We start from the raw sequence: 16,024 nt of genomic DNA on the forward strand, positions 1-16,024 counted from the left end.
CCCGGCATGATAAGGGAAAAGGTGGCGCAAGCGCCGGCCTCGGACGTTGCTTCGACATTGCTGGCGCTGAGAGGCGTCGGCAAGGTCTTCTCCAACGGCGTGACGGCGCTGAGCGACGTCAACCTGACGATCCGGGAAGGCGATTTCCTCAGCCTGCTCGGGCCGTCGGGTTGCGGCAAGTCGACAGCGCTGCGGCTGATCGCCGGCCTGTCGACGCCAACCTCCGGCGTGCTTGATTGGCGCGGCGGCGGCTCGCTTGACCGCTCGAACATCGGCTTCGTCTTCCAGGAGCCGACGCTGCTGCCCTGGGCCAGCGTCTTCGACAATGTCTGGCTGCCGCTGCGGCTGAAGGGCATCAGCCGCGCCAAGGCGGCACCAGCGGTAACGGAAATGCTGGCGCGGGTTCACCTGACCAGTTTCGAAGACGCGGTGCCACGCGAACTGTCCGGCGGCATGAAGATGCGCGTTTCCATTGCGCGCGCCATGGTCACCAAACCGCGCGTGCTGTTGATGGACGAGCCGTTCGCGGCGCTCGACGAGATCACTCGCTTCAAGCTCAACAACGATCTCTTGGAACTGTGGCAGGACGAACGCTTCACGGTCGTCTTCGTCACCCACAGCGTCTTTGAAAGCGTGTTCCTCTCCAACCGCGTCGTCGTCATGGCGGCGCGGCCGGGCAGAGTGTTCGACGAACTCGCCATCGAGGCCTCCTATCCGCGCGACGAGGTGTTTCGCACCTCGCCTGACTATGCGGCACTGTGCCGTCAGACCTCCGATGTGCTGGTCCAGGCCATCAATTCAACAGCAGGCGCGCATCATGACGGCCATTGACGAGCGCGTGCTCGAACTCGACCCCGAGGAAGCGCGCCGCGTGCGCCAGGAGCGGTTCGAGCGGATCGGCCGCTGGGTGCTGCCGCTGGCGATCATGATCCTGGCGATCTGGCTGTGGGATCGCATCTGCGTCTGGAACGCGATTCCGCAATACATCCTGCCGCGCCCCGGCGTGGTGCTGTGGACGCTCTACAACGATGCCGGCCTGCTGTTCTCCTCACTGCTGGTCACCTTGCGCATTACCTTCCTCAGCCTGGCGCTGGCGGTCATCGGCGGGGTCGGGCTGGCGGTGCTGTTCGCGCAATCGAAATGGGTCGAGATGTCGTTCTTCCCCTTCGCCATCGTGCTGCAGGTGACGCCGATCGTGGCGATCTTTCCGCTCATCAACATCTATGTGAACGACCAGACGACCAAGCTTCTGCTGTGCGCCTGGATCGTCGCCTTCTTTCCGATCCTGTCCAACACCACGCTTGGCCTCAACTCCGTCGACCGCAATCTGCGCGACATGTTCAAGCTCAATGGCGCGACGCGCTGGCAGCAATTGCGCTATCTCAGGCTGCCGGCGGCGATGCCCTATTTCCTTGGCGGGCTGAAGATCGCCGGCGGCCTGTCGCTGATCGGCGCCGTGGTGGCCGAGTTCGTCGCCGGCACCACTGGCCAGTCGTCGGGCCTTGCCTCGCGCATCATCGAGGCCGGCTACCGGCTCAACGCGCCGCGGCTGTTCGCGGCGCTGTTCCTGATCTCGCTCACCGGCATTTTGATCTTCCTCGTGCTGTCGCTGATTTCGCATCTCATTTTGCGGCGCTGGCACGAAAGCGCACTGAAGCAGGAGCGGTGATGGTCTTTTGTGTTTTGGTCGAAAGCTGGCTCTCGCCCATACCGCCGTTGGCGCCGCCCCTCATCGCCCTGCCGGGCACTTCTCCCCGTATAGTGACGGGGAGAAGGACGCCATCATCAAGGGTTTCGCCAATCACCGGCGTCGCAGCAAAGGCGCAATCGTTGCGCCCAAGTCCCTTCTCCCCGTCACTATACGGGGAGAAGGTGCCGGTAGGCGGATGAGGGGCAGCGATGACCTCCGCAGTCATTCCAGAAACCGGCCAATTCGTACTTTCCAACGTTCGGGTTCATGCATCCGTTACGCCCGACCTTGCCACCACCTTCGACAGCGATGGCTTTGCGCTTGCCGACATAGCCGTCGCTGACGGCAAGGTCGCAGGCATCATCGCGCATGGGCGTGCAGCAGTGCCGGCGGACGCTGTCGATCTTGGCGGCCGCATCGTGCTGCCATGCTTCGTCGACTGCCACACGCATATCGACAAGGGTCATATCTGGCCGCGAAAACCCAATCCCGACGGCACCTTCATGGGCGCGCTGAATGCCGCCGGCGCCGACCGCGTCGCGCGCTGGAGCGCCGAGGACCTTGCCAAACGCATGGATTTCTCGCTGCGCTCAGCCTACGCGCATGGCACCAGGGCGCTGCGCACTCACCTCGACAGCGTCGCGCCGCAGGAGGAAATCTCCTGGCCGGTGTTCGAGACGATGCGCGAGACATGGCGCGGCCGCATCGAATTGCAGGGCGCCTGCCTGCTCGGCATCGAGGGCGTGCGCGACAGGAAATGGTTCGACAGGCTGGCAAAAAGGGTTGCCGCGGCCAAAGGCGTGCTCGGTGTGGTCACCTATATGGTGCCGGATCTCGAAGAGCTGCTCGACCATGTCTTCGCGCAAGCCATCAAGCATGGCCTCGATCTCGATTTCCATGCCGACGAGACCGACGACATTTCCGCCATATCGCTGAAGAAGATCGCCGAGGCGGCAATCTGGAATGGCTTCGAAGGCAAGATCCTTGTCGGCCATTGCTGTTCGCTGGCGCGCCAGCCGGACCTCGATGTGCTCGACACGCTGGACAAGGTGGCGAAGGCCGGGCTCGCCGTCGTCTCGCTGCCGATGTGCAATCTCTATCTGCAGGATCGGCGCGGCGACGGCACCACGCCGCGCTGGCGTGGCGTGACGCTGCTGCACGAGATGAAGGCGAGGGGCATTCCGGTGGCGGTCGCTTCCGACAACACGCGTGATCCCTTCTACGCCTATGGCGATCTCGACATGCTGGAGGTCTACCGCATGGCGACGCGCATCCTGCACTTCGATCATCCGGTCGCCGACTGGCCGCAAGCCGTCACCGCGACGCCCGCCAAGGTGATGCGGCTCGACGGTTTCGGCACGCTGGCCGCCGGCGGCGATGCCGATTTCATCCTGTTCAAAGGTCGAAGCTGGACGGAATTGCTGTCGCGGCCCGAATCGGATCGCATCGTCGTGCGCGCTGGGCGCGCGATCGACCGGCAACTGCCCGACTATGCCGAACTCGACGAACTGATGGTGGAATGATGGACGTTTCGGCGCTCAAACGCGATCTCGAAGGCCTGAAGATCGACGACAATCCGGCCATCGTCCAGCAGAAGAGCCGCGACTTCTATTGGTACAGCCCGGTGCTGAAGCAGCAGCTCGACCATGTCACCGGCGATTTGATCGTGACGCCGAAGACCGAGGCCGAACTGATCCGCGTGCTTGCCGCCTGTCACCGCCACGGCGTGCCGGTGACACCGCGCGGCAGCGGCACCGGCAATTACGGCCAGGCGATGCCGCTCTCCGGCGGCGTCGTGCTCAACCTTGCCGAGATGAACGAGATCAAGTCGATCGCGCCGGGTCGCGTTGTGACCGGACCGGGGGCGATCCTGGCCGATATCGACAAGGCGACGCGGGCGCATTCCGGGCAGGAGCTGCGGCTGTCACCGTCCACCTACAACACCGCCTCGATCGGCGGCTTCATCGCCGGCGGTTCGGGCGGCGTCGGCTCGATCAATTTCGGCGGCCTGCGCGATTTCGGCAATGTGCTGCGGCTGCGCGTGGTGACCATGGAGGCCGAGCCGAAAGCACTCGAACTCACCGGCGAGGACCTGCACAAGGTGACCCATGCCTACGGCACCAACGGCATCATCACCGAAGTCGAGATGCCGCTGACCGCTGCTTATGACTGGGTCGACGTCATCGTCGGCTTCGACGCTTTCATGGATGCGGCCCGCTACGGCAATGCGCTGGCCTGCCAGGACGGCATCCTGACCAAGCTGATCACGCCGATAGCCGCACCCGTGCCGCAGCTCTATTTCAAGCGGCACCAGAAATTCTTCCGGGAAGGGCAGAGCATATGCGTCGTCATGGTGGCGCAGCATGGGCTGGATGCCTTCCTGGCCTTCACCCGGCGTGCCGGCGGCGAGGTGATCTACAATGCAGCCACAGCGACGCCGGATGAGAAAAAGGGCCTGCCGCCGGCCTATGAGCTGGCCTGGAACCACACGACGCTGAGGGCGCTGCGCGTCGATCCTTCGATTACCTATCTGCAGTCGCTCTATCCCTTCCCCAATCAGCTTGCGCTGGTCGAGAAGATGGATGCGATGTTTCCAGGCGAGGTGTTCTCGCATCTGGAATTCGTGCGGCTGGACGGCAACATCACCTGCTTTGGCCTGCCGCTGGTGAAGTTCACCAGCGAGGCGCGGCTCGACGAGATCGTGCGCCTGCATGAGGAGAACGGCTGCCCGATCTTCAATCCGCATCGCTACACGCTGGAAGAGGGCGGCATGAAGCAGACCGACGCGGTGCAGCTTGCCTTCAAGCGCGAGACCGATCCGCAAGGCCTGCTCAACCCAGGCAAGATGATCGCCTGGGAGAACCCGGATTATGATTACCGTTCGGGCCGGACTTTTCTGTTCAAGGGGCTGCAGAAGGCCGGCTGATGAACATCCTTGTCCTCTACGCCCATCCGGTCGAGACCAGCTATAATGCCGGCCTGCACCGGATGATCGTCGAGCGGTTGACGGCGGCGGGCCATACGGTCGACGACTGCGATCTCCATGCCGAGGATTTCGATCCGCGGCTGACGCGCCAGGAGCGGCTGGACTATCACAATCAGCGTGGCCCCGCCGATGCGGTTGCGCCTTACGTCGAGCGCCTGCTGCGGGCGGATGCGCTGGTGCTCTCCTATCCGGTCTGGAACTATGGCTTTCCGGCGATCCTGAAGGGCTTTTTCGATCGCGTCTTCCTGCCCGGCGTGTCGTTCAAGCTGGTCGACGGCAAGGTGCAGCCGTCGCTGCACAACATAAAAAAGTTGCGGCGGTGACCACCTATGGCGGCAGCCGCTTCCGCGCCATGCTGATGGGCGATCCGCCGCGCAGGCTGATCAAGCGGATGCTGCGCGCCACCGTAAAACCCGGCGCGCCGGTGACCTACCTCGCGCACTACGCGATGAACCTGTCTACCGACCAAACGCGCAAGGCTTTCACGGCCAAGGTCGCGGCCAGCATGGACGCCTTCTGATGCGCGCGCTGGTGGTCTACTGCCATCCGGTGCCCGAGAGCTTTTGCGCCGCCATACGCGACACCGCCGTGGACGTGCTGAAGGCGAGGGGCTGGGAGGTGCGGCTGCTCGACCTCTATGCCGAGAAATTCGACCCAGTGATGGGCTGCGACGAGCGGCGCTCCTACAACGACCAGGCGCCGCAGGATCCAGCGCTGAGGCCGCATTTCGAGCTGCTCAACTGGGCCGAAGCGATCCTGTTCGTCTATCCGACCTGGTGGTACGGGCTGCCGGCGATGCTGAAGGGCTGGCTCGACCGGGTGTGGGCAACGGACGTCGCCTTCAAGCTGCCGGCCGGCAAAGGCCGGATCAAGTCGCTGATGACGCATGTGACCAGGGTCGGCGTCATCACCACTTGCGGTGCGCCGACCTGGTGGAGCGTCGTCGTCGGCCAGCCGGGACGCAAGACCCTTTTGCGCGGCATGCGGGCACTGTGCGCGACGCGCTGCCGGACCTTTTTCCTGGCGCACTATCTGATGGATGCTTCGACGCCGACGACGCGGGCGGCGTTTCTGGCGAAGGTGCGAGCGAAGCTGGAAAGGTTTTGAGTTCCTTACCCTCCCCCTTGTGGGGAGGGTCGCGCAGCAAAAGTCGCGAAGGCGGCTTTTGCGAAGCGGGGTGGGGGTCTCGTAGGGCGCTACCCCGTCTCGCAATCTCCGCTTCGCTCCGACTGCGAGCCGACCCTCCCCACAAGGGGGAGGGTAAGAGGCACTACATCTTCACCCGCTCGGCCTTCGGGTCATACATCGGCTTCAGCGACGCTTCCGCCGCGAAACGCTCACCGGCGATCTCGATCTCATAGGATGAGCCCAGCACGTCCGCCTCGCTCTCGCCCTGGCACTCGATATAGCCCAACCCGACGGCGCCGCCGAGGTGATGGCCATAATTGCCCGAGGTGATCGGACCGACGATCTTGCCGTCGCGCAGGATCGCCTCGTTGTGGAAAAGCAGCGGCTCTGGATCCTTCAGCCGGAACTGGACGAGCCGGCGGTTCAGCCCCGCTTCCCTCTTCCGCAGCACGGCATCACGGCCGATGAAGTCGCCCTTGGCCGTCTTCACGGCGAAGCCAAGGCCGGCTTCCAGCACATGGTCCTCATCGGTGATGTCGTGGCCGAAATGCCGAAAAGCCTTTTCGATGCGGCAGGAATCCAGCGTGTGCAGGCCGCAGAGCTTCAGGCCGACATCCGCGCCGGCCTCGTCGATTGCCTCGAAAACATGGGCCGCCTGGTCGGTCGAGACATAGAGCTCCCAGCCGAGTTCGCCGACATAGGTGACGCGATGCGCGCGGGCCAGGCCCATACCGATTTCGATCTCCTGGAACGTGCCGAACGGATTGGTTTCGTTGGAGAAATCGTTCGGACTGACCTTCTGGATCAGTTTTCGCGCGTCCGGTCCCATCAGGCAGAGCACGCTTTCGGCCGCCGTTACGTCGGTGACGACGACGAATTCGTCGGTGATATGTCTGCGCAACCAGGCCAAGTCGCGCTGCAGCGTGGCGCCCGGCACAACGAGAAAGAACGCCGTCTCGGACAGCCGCGACACCGTCAGGTCGCTCTCGATGCCGCCGCGCTGGTTGAGCATCTGGGTGTAGACGATCTTGCCCGGCGCGACGTCCATGTCGTTGGCGCAGAGCTTTTGCAAGAAAGCACAGGCGTCGCGGCCCTCGACACGGATCTTGCCGAAAGAGGTCATGTCAAACAGGCCGACGCCGTTCCTGACCGCCAGATGTTCTTCGCGCTGGTTGTCGAACCAGTTCTGCCGTTTCCAGGAATAGCGGTACTCGCGCTCCTGTCCTTCGCGGGCGAACCAGTTGGCGCGCTCCCAGCCGGCGACCTCGCCAAACACGGCGCCGCGCGCTTTCAGATGTTCATGCAAAGGCGAGCGCCTGACATTCCTCGACGTTGCCATCTGTCGATAGGGGAAATGGTCGGCGTAGAGCAGGCCGAGCGTCTCGGAGACGCGCTCTTTGAGATAGCGGCGATTCTTCTGGAATGGCTGGGCGCGGCGGATGTCGACTTCCCAGAGGTCGAACGGGGCTTCGCCGTCATTGATCCACTGCGCCAGCGCCATGCCGGCGCCGCCGGAGGAGACGATGCCGATCGAATTGTAGCCGGTCGCCATCCAGTAGCCGGACAGCTCCGGCGCCTCGCCGAGATAGTAGCGGTCGTCGGGGGTAAAACTCTCCGGCCCGTTGAAGAAGGTGTGGATGCCGGCGGTTGCCAGCATCGGCATGCGGTTGACGCCCATTTCGAGGATCGGCTCGAAGTGGTCCATATCCTCGGGCAGTTGGTCGAAGCAGAAATCCTCGCGGATGCCGTCCATGCCCCATGGCTTTGCCACCGGCTCGAAGGCGCCGAGCATCATCTTGCCGGCGTCTTCCTTGTAGTAGGCGCACTCGTCGGGCACGCGCAGCACCGGCAGACGAGTGAGGCCGGGGATCGGCTCGGTGACGAGATAAAAATGCTCGCAGGCGTGCAGCGGGATGGTGACGCCGTTCTGCGCTCCCAGTTCGCGCGCCCACATGCCGGCGCAGTTGACGACGATGTCGGCTTCGATGGTGCCTTGGTCTTCGCCCTGTGCCCAGGACACGCCGGTGACACGGCCTGCCTTGGTGTGAACTTTCGTCACCTTCACATTCTCGACGATGGTGGCGCCGCGCTGGCGCGCGCCCTTGGCCAGCGCCATGGCGATGTTGGCGGGGTCGCACTGGCCGTCGAGCGGCAGATGCACGGCGCCGACGACGTCGGAGATATTCAGATGCGGATACATCTGCTTGACTTCATTGGGAGAAATCTCGCGGACATCGACATCGAAGGCGCGGGCGAGCGACGCCTGCCTGTAAATCTCGTGCTTGCGTTCCTCGGTCAGCGCCACGGTGATCGAGCCGACCTGGCGCATGCCGGTGCCGACTTCGGTCTCGGCTTCCAGCTTGACGTAGAGGTCGGCGGAATATTTCGCCAGCCGGGTCATGTTCTGCGAACCGCGCAACTGGCCGATCAGGCCGGCGGCATGCCATGTCGTGCCTGACGTCAGCTGCTTGCGCTCCAGCAGCACGATGTCGGTCCAGCCGAGCTTTGCCAGATGATAGGCGACCGAGCAGCCGGAAACGCCGCCACCGATGATGACGGCCCTCGCTTTGGCGGGAATGGCTTTGGCGGTCATGCGGCCTCGCGGCGGTAGCTGGAAGCGAAACGGCGCAGCCGGAGCGCTGCTTCTTGCAGCATGGGTTCGGGCTGGCAGAGGCTGATGCGGATATGGCCGGCGGCGGCTTCACCGAAGCTGGAACCCGGCATCACGCCGACGTTCTCCTTGTCGAGGAAAGCGAAGGCGAATGTCTCGTCGTCGGGTTCGACGGCGGATATGTCGAGCATGACATACATGCCGCCTTCGGAACCGCGCACGGTGACGTCGTTCATACCGCGCACGGCATCGAGGAACACGGAGCGGCGCGCCGCATAGCGTTCGGCGATGTCCTTGACGCCATAGCGGTTCTCAAGCGCCTCGGCGCAGGCGATCGAGATGAAGGCCGGCAGGCCGTAAGTCGTCACCAGATTGAGATTGGTGAGCAGCGTGATCATCGCTTCAGGACCTGTCAGCCAGCCCATGCGCCAGCCGGTCATGCCGTGGCTCTTGGACATCGAATTGATGACCAGAGTGCGCTCGGCCATCCCTGGCAGCGAGCGTGGCGAGACGTGCTCGCCGCCGCCCAGCGTCCAATAGACTTCGTCCGACAGCAGCCAGAGGTCATGCTCCCGGCAAATCTCGGCAAGTTGCTCCAGCCGCTCTCGCGAATAGACCGCGCCGGTGGGGTTGTTCGGCGTGTTGATCAGGATGGCGCGCGTGTTGGGCCGGAGTGCCGCGCGGATCATCTCGGCACGCGGCTGGAAGCCGTCCTCGGCCGGTGTCTCGACCACGGTGAAACTGGCGCCGGCGGCGCTGAACGTGTTGGGATAGGTGGCGTAGTAGGGCGCTACGACGATGGCGTGGTCCTCCTGGTCGAGCACTGCTTGCACGGCCGCGTAGAGGGCGGCCTGGCCGCCCGGCGTGGCGATAACTTGATCCGGCGTCGTCTCGACGCCGGTGCAGGCGCTCGAGGCAGCCGCCATCGCCTTGCGCAGGCGCGGCAGGCCGGAAAGCGGCGTGTAGTGGTGATTGCTGCCGCGAACCGCGGTCACGCACGCTTCGATCGTTTGCGAAGGTGTGTCGAAGTCGTGATCGCCGACCGACAGCATGATGATGTCCTCGCCGGCCTCCTTGCGGGCCCAGGCAGCCGAATGGACTTCCCAGCCGTCCTTGCCGGAGGGCACGATGCCGGAAATGCGCGATGATGGTCTAGGCATGCAAAACTCCCGAAATTTCGTAGCCGGCTTGTTCGAGCCGGTCGCGCAGAGCAGCGATATGCGGCGGTCCGACTTCACAGCAGCCGCCGACAATGTCAGCGCCGGCCTCGACCCAGCCGATCGCCTGGTCGGCATAGGCGTCCGGACCAAGGTCGTGACGGGCATGCAGCACATCGACGGTGCCGCCATGCTTGAGCGCTTCGGTGGAGGTGAAGCCATTGGCATAGGCGCCGACCGGGCCGCCGAGTTCGATCAGTTCAGGCAAGGCCGCGGCGATCGCTTCGGGCCGGCAGCAGTTGAGCAGCCGCGCCGCGACGCTCAGGTCGTCAAGCGCGCTTGCCGCTGCTTCTATCGTCTCGCCACTGCGCAGTCGCGGCTTGCCGTGGTCGGCCAGCGTCCACGAGACCCATACCGGCTTGCCGCTTTCCGATGCCGCGGTGACTGCCGCGCGTGCCTCCTCGGTGGACGCCATGGTTTCGCACAGGAACAGGTCGACGCCATCCGCCTGCTCGGCAACGATGCGGCGGTAGATGTCGAGCGTATCCTGATATGAAATGGTCAGTGCCGGCGCATAGCTGCCGAACAGCGGCGACAGGCAGCCGGCGATGGTTGCCTCACCGGCCTCGTCGCGAGCCTGCCTGGCCAATTCGATGCCGCGTTTCTGCAACGGCTTGAAGAGGTCTTCCGCGCCCTCGCGCGCCAGGCGTTCGGGTGTCGCCGAATAGGTGTTGATGGTGATGACACGGGCGCCGGCACGGATGAATTCCGCGTGCAGGTCACGCACCAGATCCGGCTCGTCGATCAGCACCCTGGCCGACCATAGCGGCGTCGGCTCGGATTGGCTGCGGCGGACCAGTTCCTGGCCCATGCCGCCATCGGTGAGGATGACTTTCTTCATGCGCGCAGCCTTTCGTTCCTCGGATCCCACAGTGGCTCGTCCTTCTGCACGATCGCCTGAAAACGGTCACCGAAGATTTCGACTTCGATTGCAGTGCCCGGCTCGGCCAGGTCGGCGCGCAGCATGCCGAGCGCGATCGATTTGTCGATGCGATGGCCCCAGCCGCCCGACGTCGTCTCGCCGACGATCTTGCCGTCATGCCACAGCGTCGACACCGAAGGGGCGTCACAATCGCCGGGGTTCTCGACGACCAGCGTGACGAAGCGCTTCTTCACGCCTTGCTGCTTTTCGTTCAGCAACGCCGCCTTGCCACGGAAATCGGGCTTGTCCCATTTGACGAAGCGTTCGAACCCGCCTTGCAGGATCGAATAGTCGGTCGACAGGTCACCCTTCCAGGTGCGGTAGCCTTTTTCGAGCCGCAGCGAATCCAGCGCATACATGCCGAACGGCTTCAGCCCGTGCTGCTGGCCTGCCGCGCAGATGGCATCGAAGATAGCAGCGGTGTCGTCCACCCTTGTGTGGATTTCCCAGCCGAGTTCGCCGGCGAAGGAGACGCGCACAAGCTTCGCCCAGCGACCGGCGATCTTTGTCTCCTGATGCGTCAACCATGGCAAAGTGAGGTCGGCTTCGCAGACATCGGCGAGGATTTTTCGCGAGTTGGGGCCAGCCAGGATCTGGGTCGAGAATTCCTCTGTCCGGTCGATCAGCCTGAACGGCGCGTCCTTGGGCATGCGCGACTTCAACCACTCGAAATCATGCCATTGCGCGACCGCCGCGGTGATCAGCGTCATCACGTTCTCGTCGTGGCGCACGACGGACATTTCAGTCACGATGCGGCCCTTGTCGTCGGCGAAATAGACGAGGCCGATGCGGCCTGGCTTCGGCACCAGCCCGGTGACCTGCAGGCTGAGCCATTCGGCGGCACCCGGGCCTTCCAGGTTGAAGCGGGAGAAGCCCGGCAGGTCCAAAATGCCGGCGGCGTCACGCACGGCCAGGCATTCTTCACGCACCCGATGGTGCCACGGTCCTTCGCGGCGGAAGGTCAGTGTCGCTTCCTCCGAAACATCATCGCCGTCCTGCGCATACCAGGTGGCGCGCTCCCAGCCATTGTAGGCATCGAAGCGGCCGCCGAGCGCCTTGATGCGATCATGGATCGGCGACAGCTTACGGTCGCGGCCTTCCGGCCAGGCATGGCGCGGAAACTGGATGGCGTATTCGTTGCCGTAGATCTCCATGCCCTTGGCGACGCAATAGTCCGGCGCCGAGGCAAAGGACGTGAAGCGGCGCGGATCGCACGACCACATGTCCCATTCGGTCTGGCCCTCGGTCACCCATTCGGCCAGCACCTTGCCGGCGCCGCCGCCCTGGGCGATGCCGAAGGTGAAGACGCAGGCCTCGAAAGCGTTGGGAACGCCGGGCATCGGCCCGATCAGCGGATTGCCGTCCGGCGTGTAGGGGATCGGCCCGTTGATGACCTTGGACAGGCCGGCGGTGCCAAGGATCGGCACGCGGGCGACGGCGTCGGCCAGGTAATGTTCCAGCCGGTCGAGATCGTCGGGGAACAGTTGGAAGGAAAAATCCTCCGGCATCGGATCGTTGTGGGTCGCCCAGTGCGCACGGCAATTGCGCTCATAGGGGCCGAGATTCATGCCGTTCTTTTCCTGGCGCAGGTAGTAGGAGGTATCGACGTCGCGCAGCAGCGGCAGCTTTTTGCCCTGTTCTTTCGACCATGCCGCCAGTTCGGGGATCTCCTCGAACAGGATGTACTGGTGGCTCATCACCATCATCGGCACGTCGCGGCCGAACATCCGGCCGACTTCGGCGGCGCGGTAGCCGGCGGCATTGACGACGATCTCGCAGCGGATCTCGCCTTGTGCCGTCTCGACCACCCATTCGTCGTTCTCACGGCGCACGCCTGTGACCGGGCAGAAGCGGATGATCTTCGCGCCCATGTCGCGCGCGCCCTTGGCCAGCGCCTGGGTGAGCTGCGCCGGGTCGATGTCGCCGTCACTCGGATCGTAGAGCGCGCCTTTCAGGTCGTGCGTCTCGATGAAAGGATAGCGGCGCTGGATCTCGTCGACGCCGACAATGTCGATGTCCATGCCCTGGTAGCGGCCCATGCCCTTGGCGCGCTGGAATTCCTGCATGCGCTCTTTCGTATGAGCAAGGCGCAGCGAGCCGGTGACGTGATAGTTCATGGGATAGTCGACCGCGTCGGCCAGCCCGCGATAAAGCTCGGTCGAATAGCGCTGCATGTTCATCAGCGACCAGGACGAAGAGAAGGTCGGCACGTTGCCGGCGGCATGCCAGGTCGAGCCGGAGGTCAGCTCGTTCTTTTCGAGCAGCACGCAGTCGGTCCAACCCGCCTTGGCGAGATGATAGAGCGAGGAGGTGCCGACGGCGCCGCCTCCGATGATCACCACGCGCGCCGTGCTCGGCAAACCCGCCATGTTCTTCTCCCAAATCCTGACTTAGTAAACCGGCGGCGAAACCACCCAGATGACAATTGCCGGCTCCGCACCCGGATTGCGCCAGCGGTAGGGCTTGCCTTCGAAGCGAAAGGAGTCGCCTTCGCCAAGCCGATGCCAGATGCCTGCTATCTCGATGTCGAACAGTCCGGACGCGACGTATCCGGCTTCCTCGGTGGGCCGCTGCGCCTCGATCTTCAGTTCGGCGCCCGGCGCGAAGACCGAACGTACCATCTCGAAGCTACCGCCGAGATCGGGCGACAGAAGCTCCTCCACCAGGCCGGATTCGCTTGTGCCAAGCGTGCGGCGCCGGCCGGCACGCACAACCACGCCGCGCTCGCTTTCGACAGGCACGTCATGGCTGAAGAACAGGCTGATCGGCACGCCGAACAGTTCGGCAAATGCTCTGAGATCACTGAGCGACGGCGTCGACAGGCCACGCTCGACCTGGCTGACCCAGCCGACCGAACGGCCAAGCTTCAGGCCGATCTCGGCGAGCGTCAGCCCGCGCCCCCTGCGCAAGGCCCTGATATCGCCGGCCAGCACGCGTTCGTCAGGTCCCTGCAATGTTCTTGCTGTAGGCGAAGCCAAAACGCTCACTTCATGAAAAAATCCGGTCAAATTTCATGAGAAATGAAGCTCATGAAAAAATCAAGTGGATTTTCACGGATGCACAAGATTTGCTTGCGCGATTTTGGCGGTTCATGCAAAGGCTCGGGCACGAACGGCGAGTGGGGACGTCTGGTCGAGACGAGGGTTAAGGGACGGCCCATGCTGAAAAACAACACCCGAATTGCGGGCGATGCCGAGATTGTCGACGAGGCGATCCTGTCGCGCCGCTCGGTGCGCGCATTTCTACCCGACATGATCGACGACGATACGATCCGCGCCATTCTGGCGGTCGCGGCGCGCGCTCCATCGGGAACTAACATGCAGCCGTGGAAGGTCTACGTCACCAAGGGCGAGACCAAGCAGCGGATATCAGACGCCATTCTCAATTCCGGCATTCGCGCCGAAAAAGCCGACTGGGACGAGTATCGCTACTATCCCACGCAGTTCTTCGAGCCTTATCTGACCCGCCGCCGCGCCAACGGCTTCGGCCTTTATGGCGCGCTCGGCATCGGTCGCCGCGAGGTCGACAAGATGCGCGCCCAGCACGACCGCAACTTCGTCTTCTTCGACGCGCCGATCGGCATGATCTTCACCATCGACCGCCGGCTCAACCAGGGCTCATGGATCGACTACGGCATGTTCCTGCAGAACATCATGGTCGCAGCTAGAGGCAGGGGTCTGCACACCTGTCCGCAAGCGGCCTTCGCGCCTTATCACCGGCAGATCAGGCCGGTGCTCGACATTCCCGACGAAGAGATCGTCGTCTGCGGTATGGCGCTTGGCCATGAAGACACGTCAAAACCGGAAAACACCTTCCGCACCGACCGCGTGCCACTGGAAGAGTGGGTGACGTTCAGCGAATAGCGGCTGCTCTGGCCAGTCGGCCGACATGCACTATTCGGTATTCATCTGGGCGCCGTGGCCGCTGACATGGGCGCCGTCCTGCGGCGTCAGTTTGAGATAGGCGAGCAATGCGCAGAGCGTGATGACGCCCTCGATCACGAACAGGATGCGGAAGTCGTCGGCGACGGCTGGCCCGCCTCCGGCCAGAAACGACAGCGCCGCGGCGGCGAGGCCGACGCTGATCGCCACCGCCAGCTGCCACAGAATGTAGTAAAGCGCGCTGAAGCGGGCGAGCTGCTCGGGCGCGATGTCGGAATAGGCGAGGTTGCCGGTCGAGGCCCATTGCGCGGAGCGGAAGACGCCGAAGACGAAGATGTAGGCAAGAACGATCCACACGGGCGTGGTCGCCTGCATCAGGGCGAAGCCGGCGACCATGGCGGCGACGATCGGCGTGTTGAACACCAGAACGCGGCGGAAGCCGAAGCGGTTAAGGACGCGCGGCATGAAGAAGCGCATCGCCACCGAACCGACCGCGGCGACGAAGGTCAGCGATCCCGCCTGCACCGCGCTCATGCCGAAGCCGAGCTGGAACATCAGCGGCAACAGGAAGACGACGGAGCTGAGGCCGATCGTGTCCAGCCCGCCACCCGTCAGGAACGAAATGCGGAAGGTGCGGATGCGCAAGAGCTTGAGATCGAGCAGCGGATTGCGCACGCGCAGGCAGTAGAACGAGGCGATGGTCAGGATGACGAGCGCCAGCGCCAGTTCGCCGGCGATGATACCGCCGGCAGCGTCTTTGGCGGCAAGCAGAATCCATACCGAAGACCAGCAGCACCATGCCGCTGCCAACCAGCAGAAAGCCCGGAAAGTCGAACGGCGTGCGCACCGGCTTGGTCATCGTCGGAAACAGCGAGGCGGCAAGAATTGCCGCCGCCAGCGCGAACGGCACGTTGATGAAGAAGATCCAGCGCCAGGAAATGTAGGTGGTCAGCGCGCCGCCGACGAGCGGGCCGACCAGCGGTCCGGACTGGCCGGCCAGCGAGACATACATGTTGATCTTGAGCGTGCGGCTGCGCGGAAAGGTCGACAGGATGACGACCTGGCCGAGCGTGCCCATCAAGGCGCCGCCGAAGCCTTGCAGCGCACGCGCGCCGACCAACATCCAGATGTTATCAGACAGTCCGCAGAGCGCCGACGAGGCGGCGAACACCAGCAAGGCAAAGCAGTAGACGTTGCGCAGGCCGAAGCGGTCGGCGGCCCAGCCGCCAAGCGGCATCGAGATGATCAGGCTGGCGACATAGACGGTGATGAGCAGGCCGAGTTGGCTGGGCGGACGGCCGAGGCTTTCGCTGATGCCGGGCAGCGCCGTCACCACGACATTCTGGTCGAGGCTGGTCATGAACACGCCGCAGGCGACCGTGAGCGGCAGCAGGAGCAAGGCTCTGGCCGGCACATCGGCGCGATCCGTGGCGCCGGCGGATAGTTCTGCGGTCATGGAGATGTTCGAACCAAACGAATGTGCCGACTGTGAGACGGGATTTCTATCCCTTGGGCCGGTTGGGCGGCCACGTTTCCCCACCATGGGCGTCCGCGGCGCGATTCTCTAGCGGCAGAGCCGGCTGGCGTTG

The 16,024-nt window shown here is 63.9% G+C and carries 11 protein-coding genes and 2 pseudogenes; 7 read left to right on the forward strand and 6 right to left on the reverse strand.

Features of this window, described 5'->3' with window-relative positions; genetic code table 11:
* Nucleotides 1-6 precede the first annotated feature (6 nt).
* The 6 genes and pseudogenes from HB777_09025 (at nucleotide 7) to HB777_09050 (ending at nucleotide 5,783) form a co-directional block, all read left to right on the forward strand.
* On the forward strand, nucleotides 7-831 hold the full coding sequence (locus HB777_09025) for an ABC transporter ATP-binding protein (GenBank protein ID QND64036.1): 825 nt from the start codon (nucleotides 7-9) through the stop codon (nucleotides 829-831).
* Nucleotides 818-1,669 carry an ABC transporter permease gene (locus HB777_09030; GenBank protein ID QND64037.1) on the forward strand — a complete coding sequence of 284 codons (852 nt, stop codon included), beginning with the start codon at nucleotides 818-820 and terminating at the stop codon, nucleotides 1,667-1,669. Before HB777_09025 ends, HB777_09030 begins: the two co-directional genes overlap by 14 nt.
* A gap of 230 nt (nucleotides 1,670-1,899) precedes the next feature.
* A complete protein-coding gene (locus tag HB777_09035; GenBank protein ID QND64038.1) occupies nucleotides 1,900-3,213 on the forward strand; it encodes a cytosine deaminase in 1,314 nt (437 codons plus the stop codon).
* Complete coding sequence (locus HB777_09040; GenBank protein QND68714.1) at nucleotides 3,213-4,616, forward strand: FAD-binding oxidoreductase; 1,404 nt, start codon at nucleotides 3,213-3,215, stop codon at nucleotides 4,614-4,616. Before HB777_09035 ends, HB777_09040 begins: the two co-directional genes overlap by 1 nt.
* A pseudogene (locus HB777_09045) lies at nucleotides 4,616-5,196 on the forward strand (NAD(P)H-dependent oxidoreductase). Before HB777_09040 ends, HB777_09045 begins: the two are co-directional and overlap by 1 nt.
* Nucleotides 5,196-5,783, forward strand: a complete 588-nt coding sequence (locus HB777_09050; GenBank protein ID QND64039.1) for an NAD(P)H-dependent oxidoreductase — start codon at nucleotides 5,196-5,198, stop codon at nucleotides 5,781-5,783. The pseudogene HB777_09045 and the gene HB777_09050 overlap by 1 nt, the downstream one beginning before the upstream one ends.
* Before the next feature lie 163 nt (nucleotides 5,784-5,946).
* Here HB777_09050 and HB777_09055 read toward each other — a convergent pair whose 3' ends face one another.
* From HB777_09055 to HB777_09075, 5 genes are read right to left on the reverse strand one after another with little or no spacing between them, the layout of a single operon-like run.
* A complete protein-coding gene (locus HB777_09055; GenBank protein ID QND64040.1) occupies nucleotides 5,947-8,397 on the reverse strand; it encodes an FAD-dependent oxidoreductase in 2,451 nt (816 codons plus the stop codon).
* Nucleotides 8,394-9,575 (reverse strand): pyridoxal phosphate-dependent aminotransferase, encoded by a 1,182-nt coding sequence (locus HB777_09060; GenBank protein ID QND64041.1) that lies wholly within the window; start codon nucleotides 9,573-9,575, stop codon nucleotides 8,394-8,396. Before HB777_09060 ends, HB777_09055 begins: the two co-directional genes overlap by 4 nt.
* On the reverse strand, nucleotides 9,568-10,473 hold the full coding sequence (locus HB777_09065; GenBank protein QND64042.1) for a homocysteine S-methyltransferase family protein: 906 nt from the start codon (nucleotides 10,471-10,473) through the stop codon (nucleotides 9,568-9,570). Before HB777_09065 ends, HB777_09060 begins: the two co-directional genes overlap by 8 nt.
* Nucleotides 10,470-12,923: an FAD-dependent oxidoreductase gene (locus tag HB777_09070; protein ID QND64043.1), complete on the reverse strand. Its 2,454-nt coding sequence runs from the start codon at nucleotides 12,921-12,923 to the stop codon at nucleotides 10,470-10,472. Before HB777_09070 ends, HB777_09065 begins: the two co-directional genes overlap by 4 nt.
* Before the next feature lie 21 nt (nucleotides 12,924-12,944).
* On the reverse strand, nucleotides 12,945-13,487 hold the full coding sequence (locus tag HB777_09075; GenBank protein ID QND68715.1) for a helix-turn-helix domain-containing protein: 543 nt from the start codon (nucleotides 13,485-13,487) through the stop codon (nucleotides 12,945-12,947).
* A gap of 225 nt (nucleotides 13,488-13,712) precedes the next feature.
* On the opposite strand from HB777_09075, the gene HB777_09080 reads away from it, so the two are divergent.
* Nucleotides 13,713-14,417, forward strand: coding sequence for a nitroreductase (locus HB777_09080; protein QND64044.1), 705 nt, complete (start codon nucleotides 13,713-13,715; stop codon nucleotides 14,415-14,417).
* Nucleotides 14,418-14,447: 30 nt separating this feature from the next.
* On the opposite strand, the pseudogene HB777_09085 reads toward HB777_09080, so the two are convergent.
* Nucleotides 14,448-15,891, reverse strand: a pseudogene (locus HB777_09085) (multidrug efflux MFS transporter).
* Nucleotides 15,892-16,024: the final 133 nt, after the last annotated feature.

Source organism: Mesorhizobium loti, from assembly GCA_014189435.1.
Lineage (GTDB): Bacteria > Pseudomonadota > Alphaproteobacteria > Rhizobiales > Rhizobiaceae > Mesorhizobium > Mesorhizobium loti_G.

What these genes read in the sequence shown, in the direction of transcription:
- HB777_09080 (QND64044.1), top strand. Translation starts at nt 13,713, where the DNA reads ATGCTGAAAAACAACACCCGAATTGCGGGCGATGCCGAGATTGTCGAC.
- HB777_09060 (QND64041.1), bottom strand. Translation starts at nt 9,575, where the DNA reads ATGCCTAGACCATCATCGCGCATTTCCGGCATCGTGCCCTCCGGCAAG.
- HB777_09055 (QND64040.1), bottom strand. Translation starts at nt 8,397, where the DNA reads ATGACCGCCAAAGCCATTCCCGCCAAAGCGAGGGCCGTCATCATCGGT.
- HB777_09035 (QND64038.1), top strand. Translation starts at nt 1,900, where the DNA reads ATGACCTCCGCAGTCATTCCAGAAACCGGCCAATTCGTACTTTCCAAC.
- HB777_09025 (QND64036.1), top strand. Translation starts at nt 7, where the DNA reads ATGATAAGGGAAAAGGTGGCGCAAGCGCCGGCCTCGGACGTTGCTTCG.
- HB777_09070 (QND64043.1), bottom strand. Translation starts at nt 12,923, where the DNA reads ATGGCGGGTTTGCCGAGCACGGCGCGCGTGGTGATCATCGGAGGCGGC.
- HB777_09050 (QND64039.1), top strand. Translation starts at nt 5,196, where the DNA reads ATGCGCGCGCTGGTGGTCTACTGCCATCCGGTGCCCGAGAGCTTTTGC.
- HB777_09040 (QND68714.1), top strand. Translation starts at nt 3,213, where the DNA reads ATGGACGTTTCGGCGCTCAAACGCGATCTCGAAGGCCTGAAGATCGAC.
- HB777_09030 (QND64037.1), top strand. Translation starts at nt 818, where the DNA reads ATGACGGCCATTGACGAGCGCGTGCTCGAACTCGACCCCGAGGAAGCG.
- HB777_09065 (QND64042.1), bottom strand. Translation starts at nt 10,473, where the DNA reads ATGAAGAAAGTCATCCTCACCGATGGCGGCATGGGCCAGGAACTGGTC.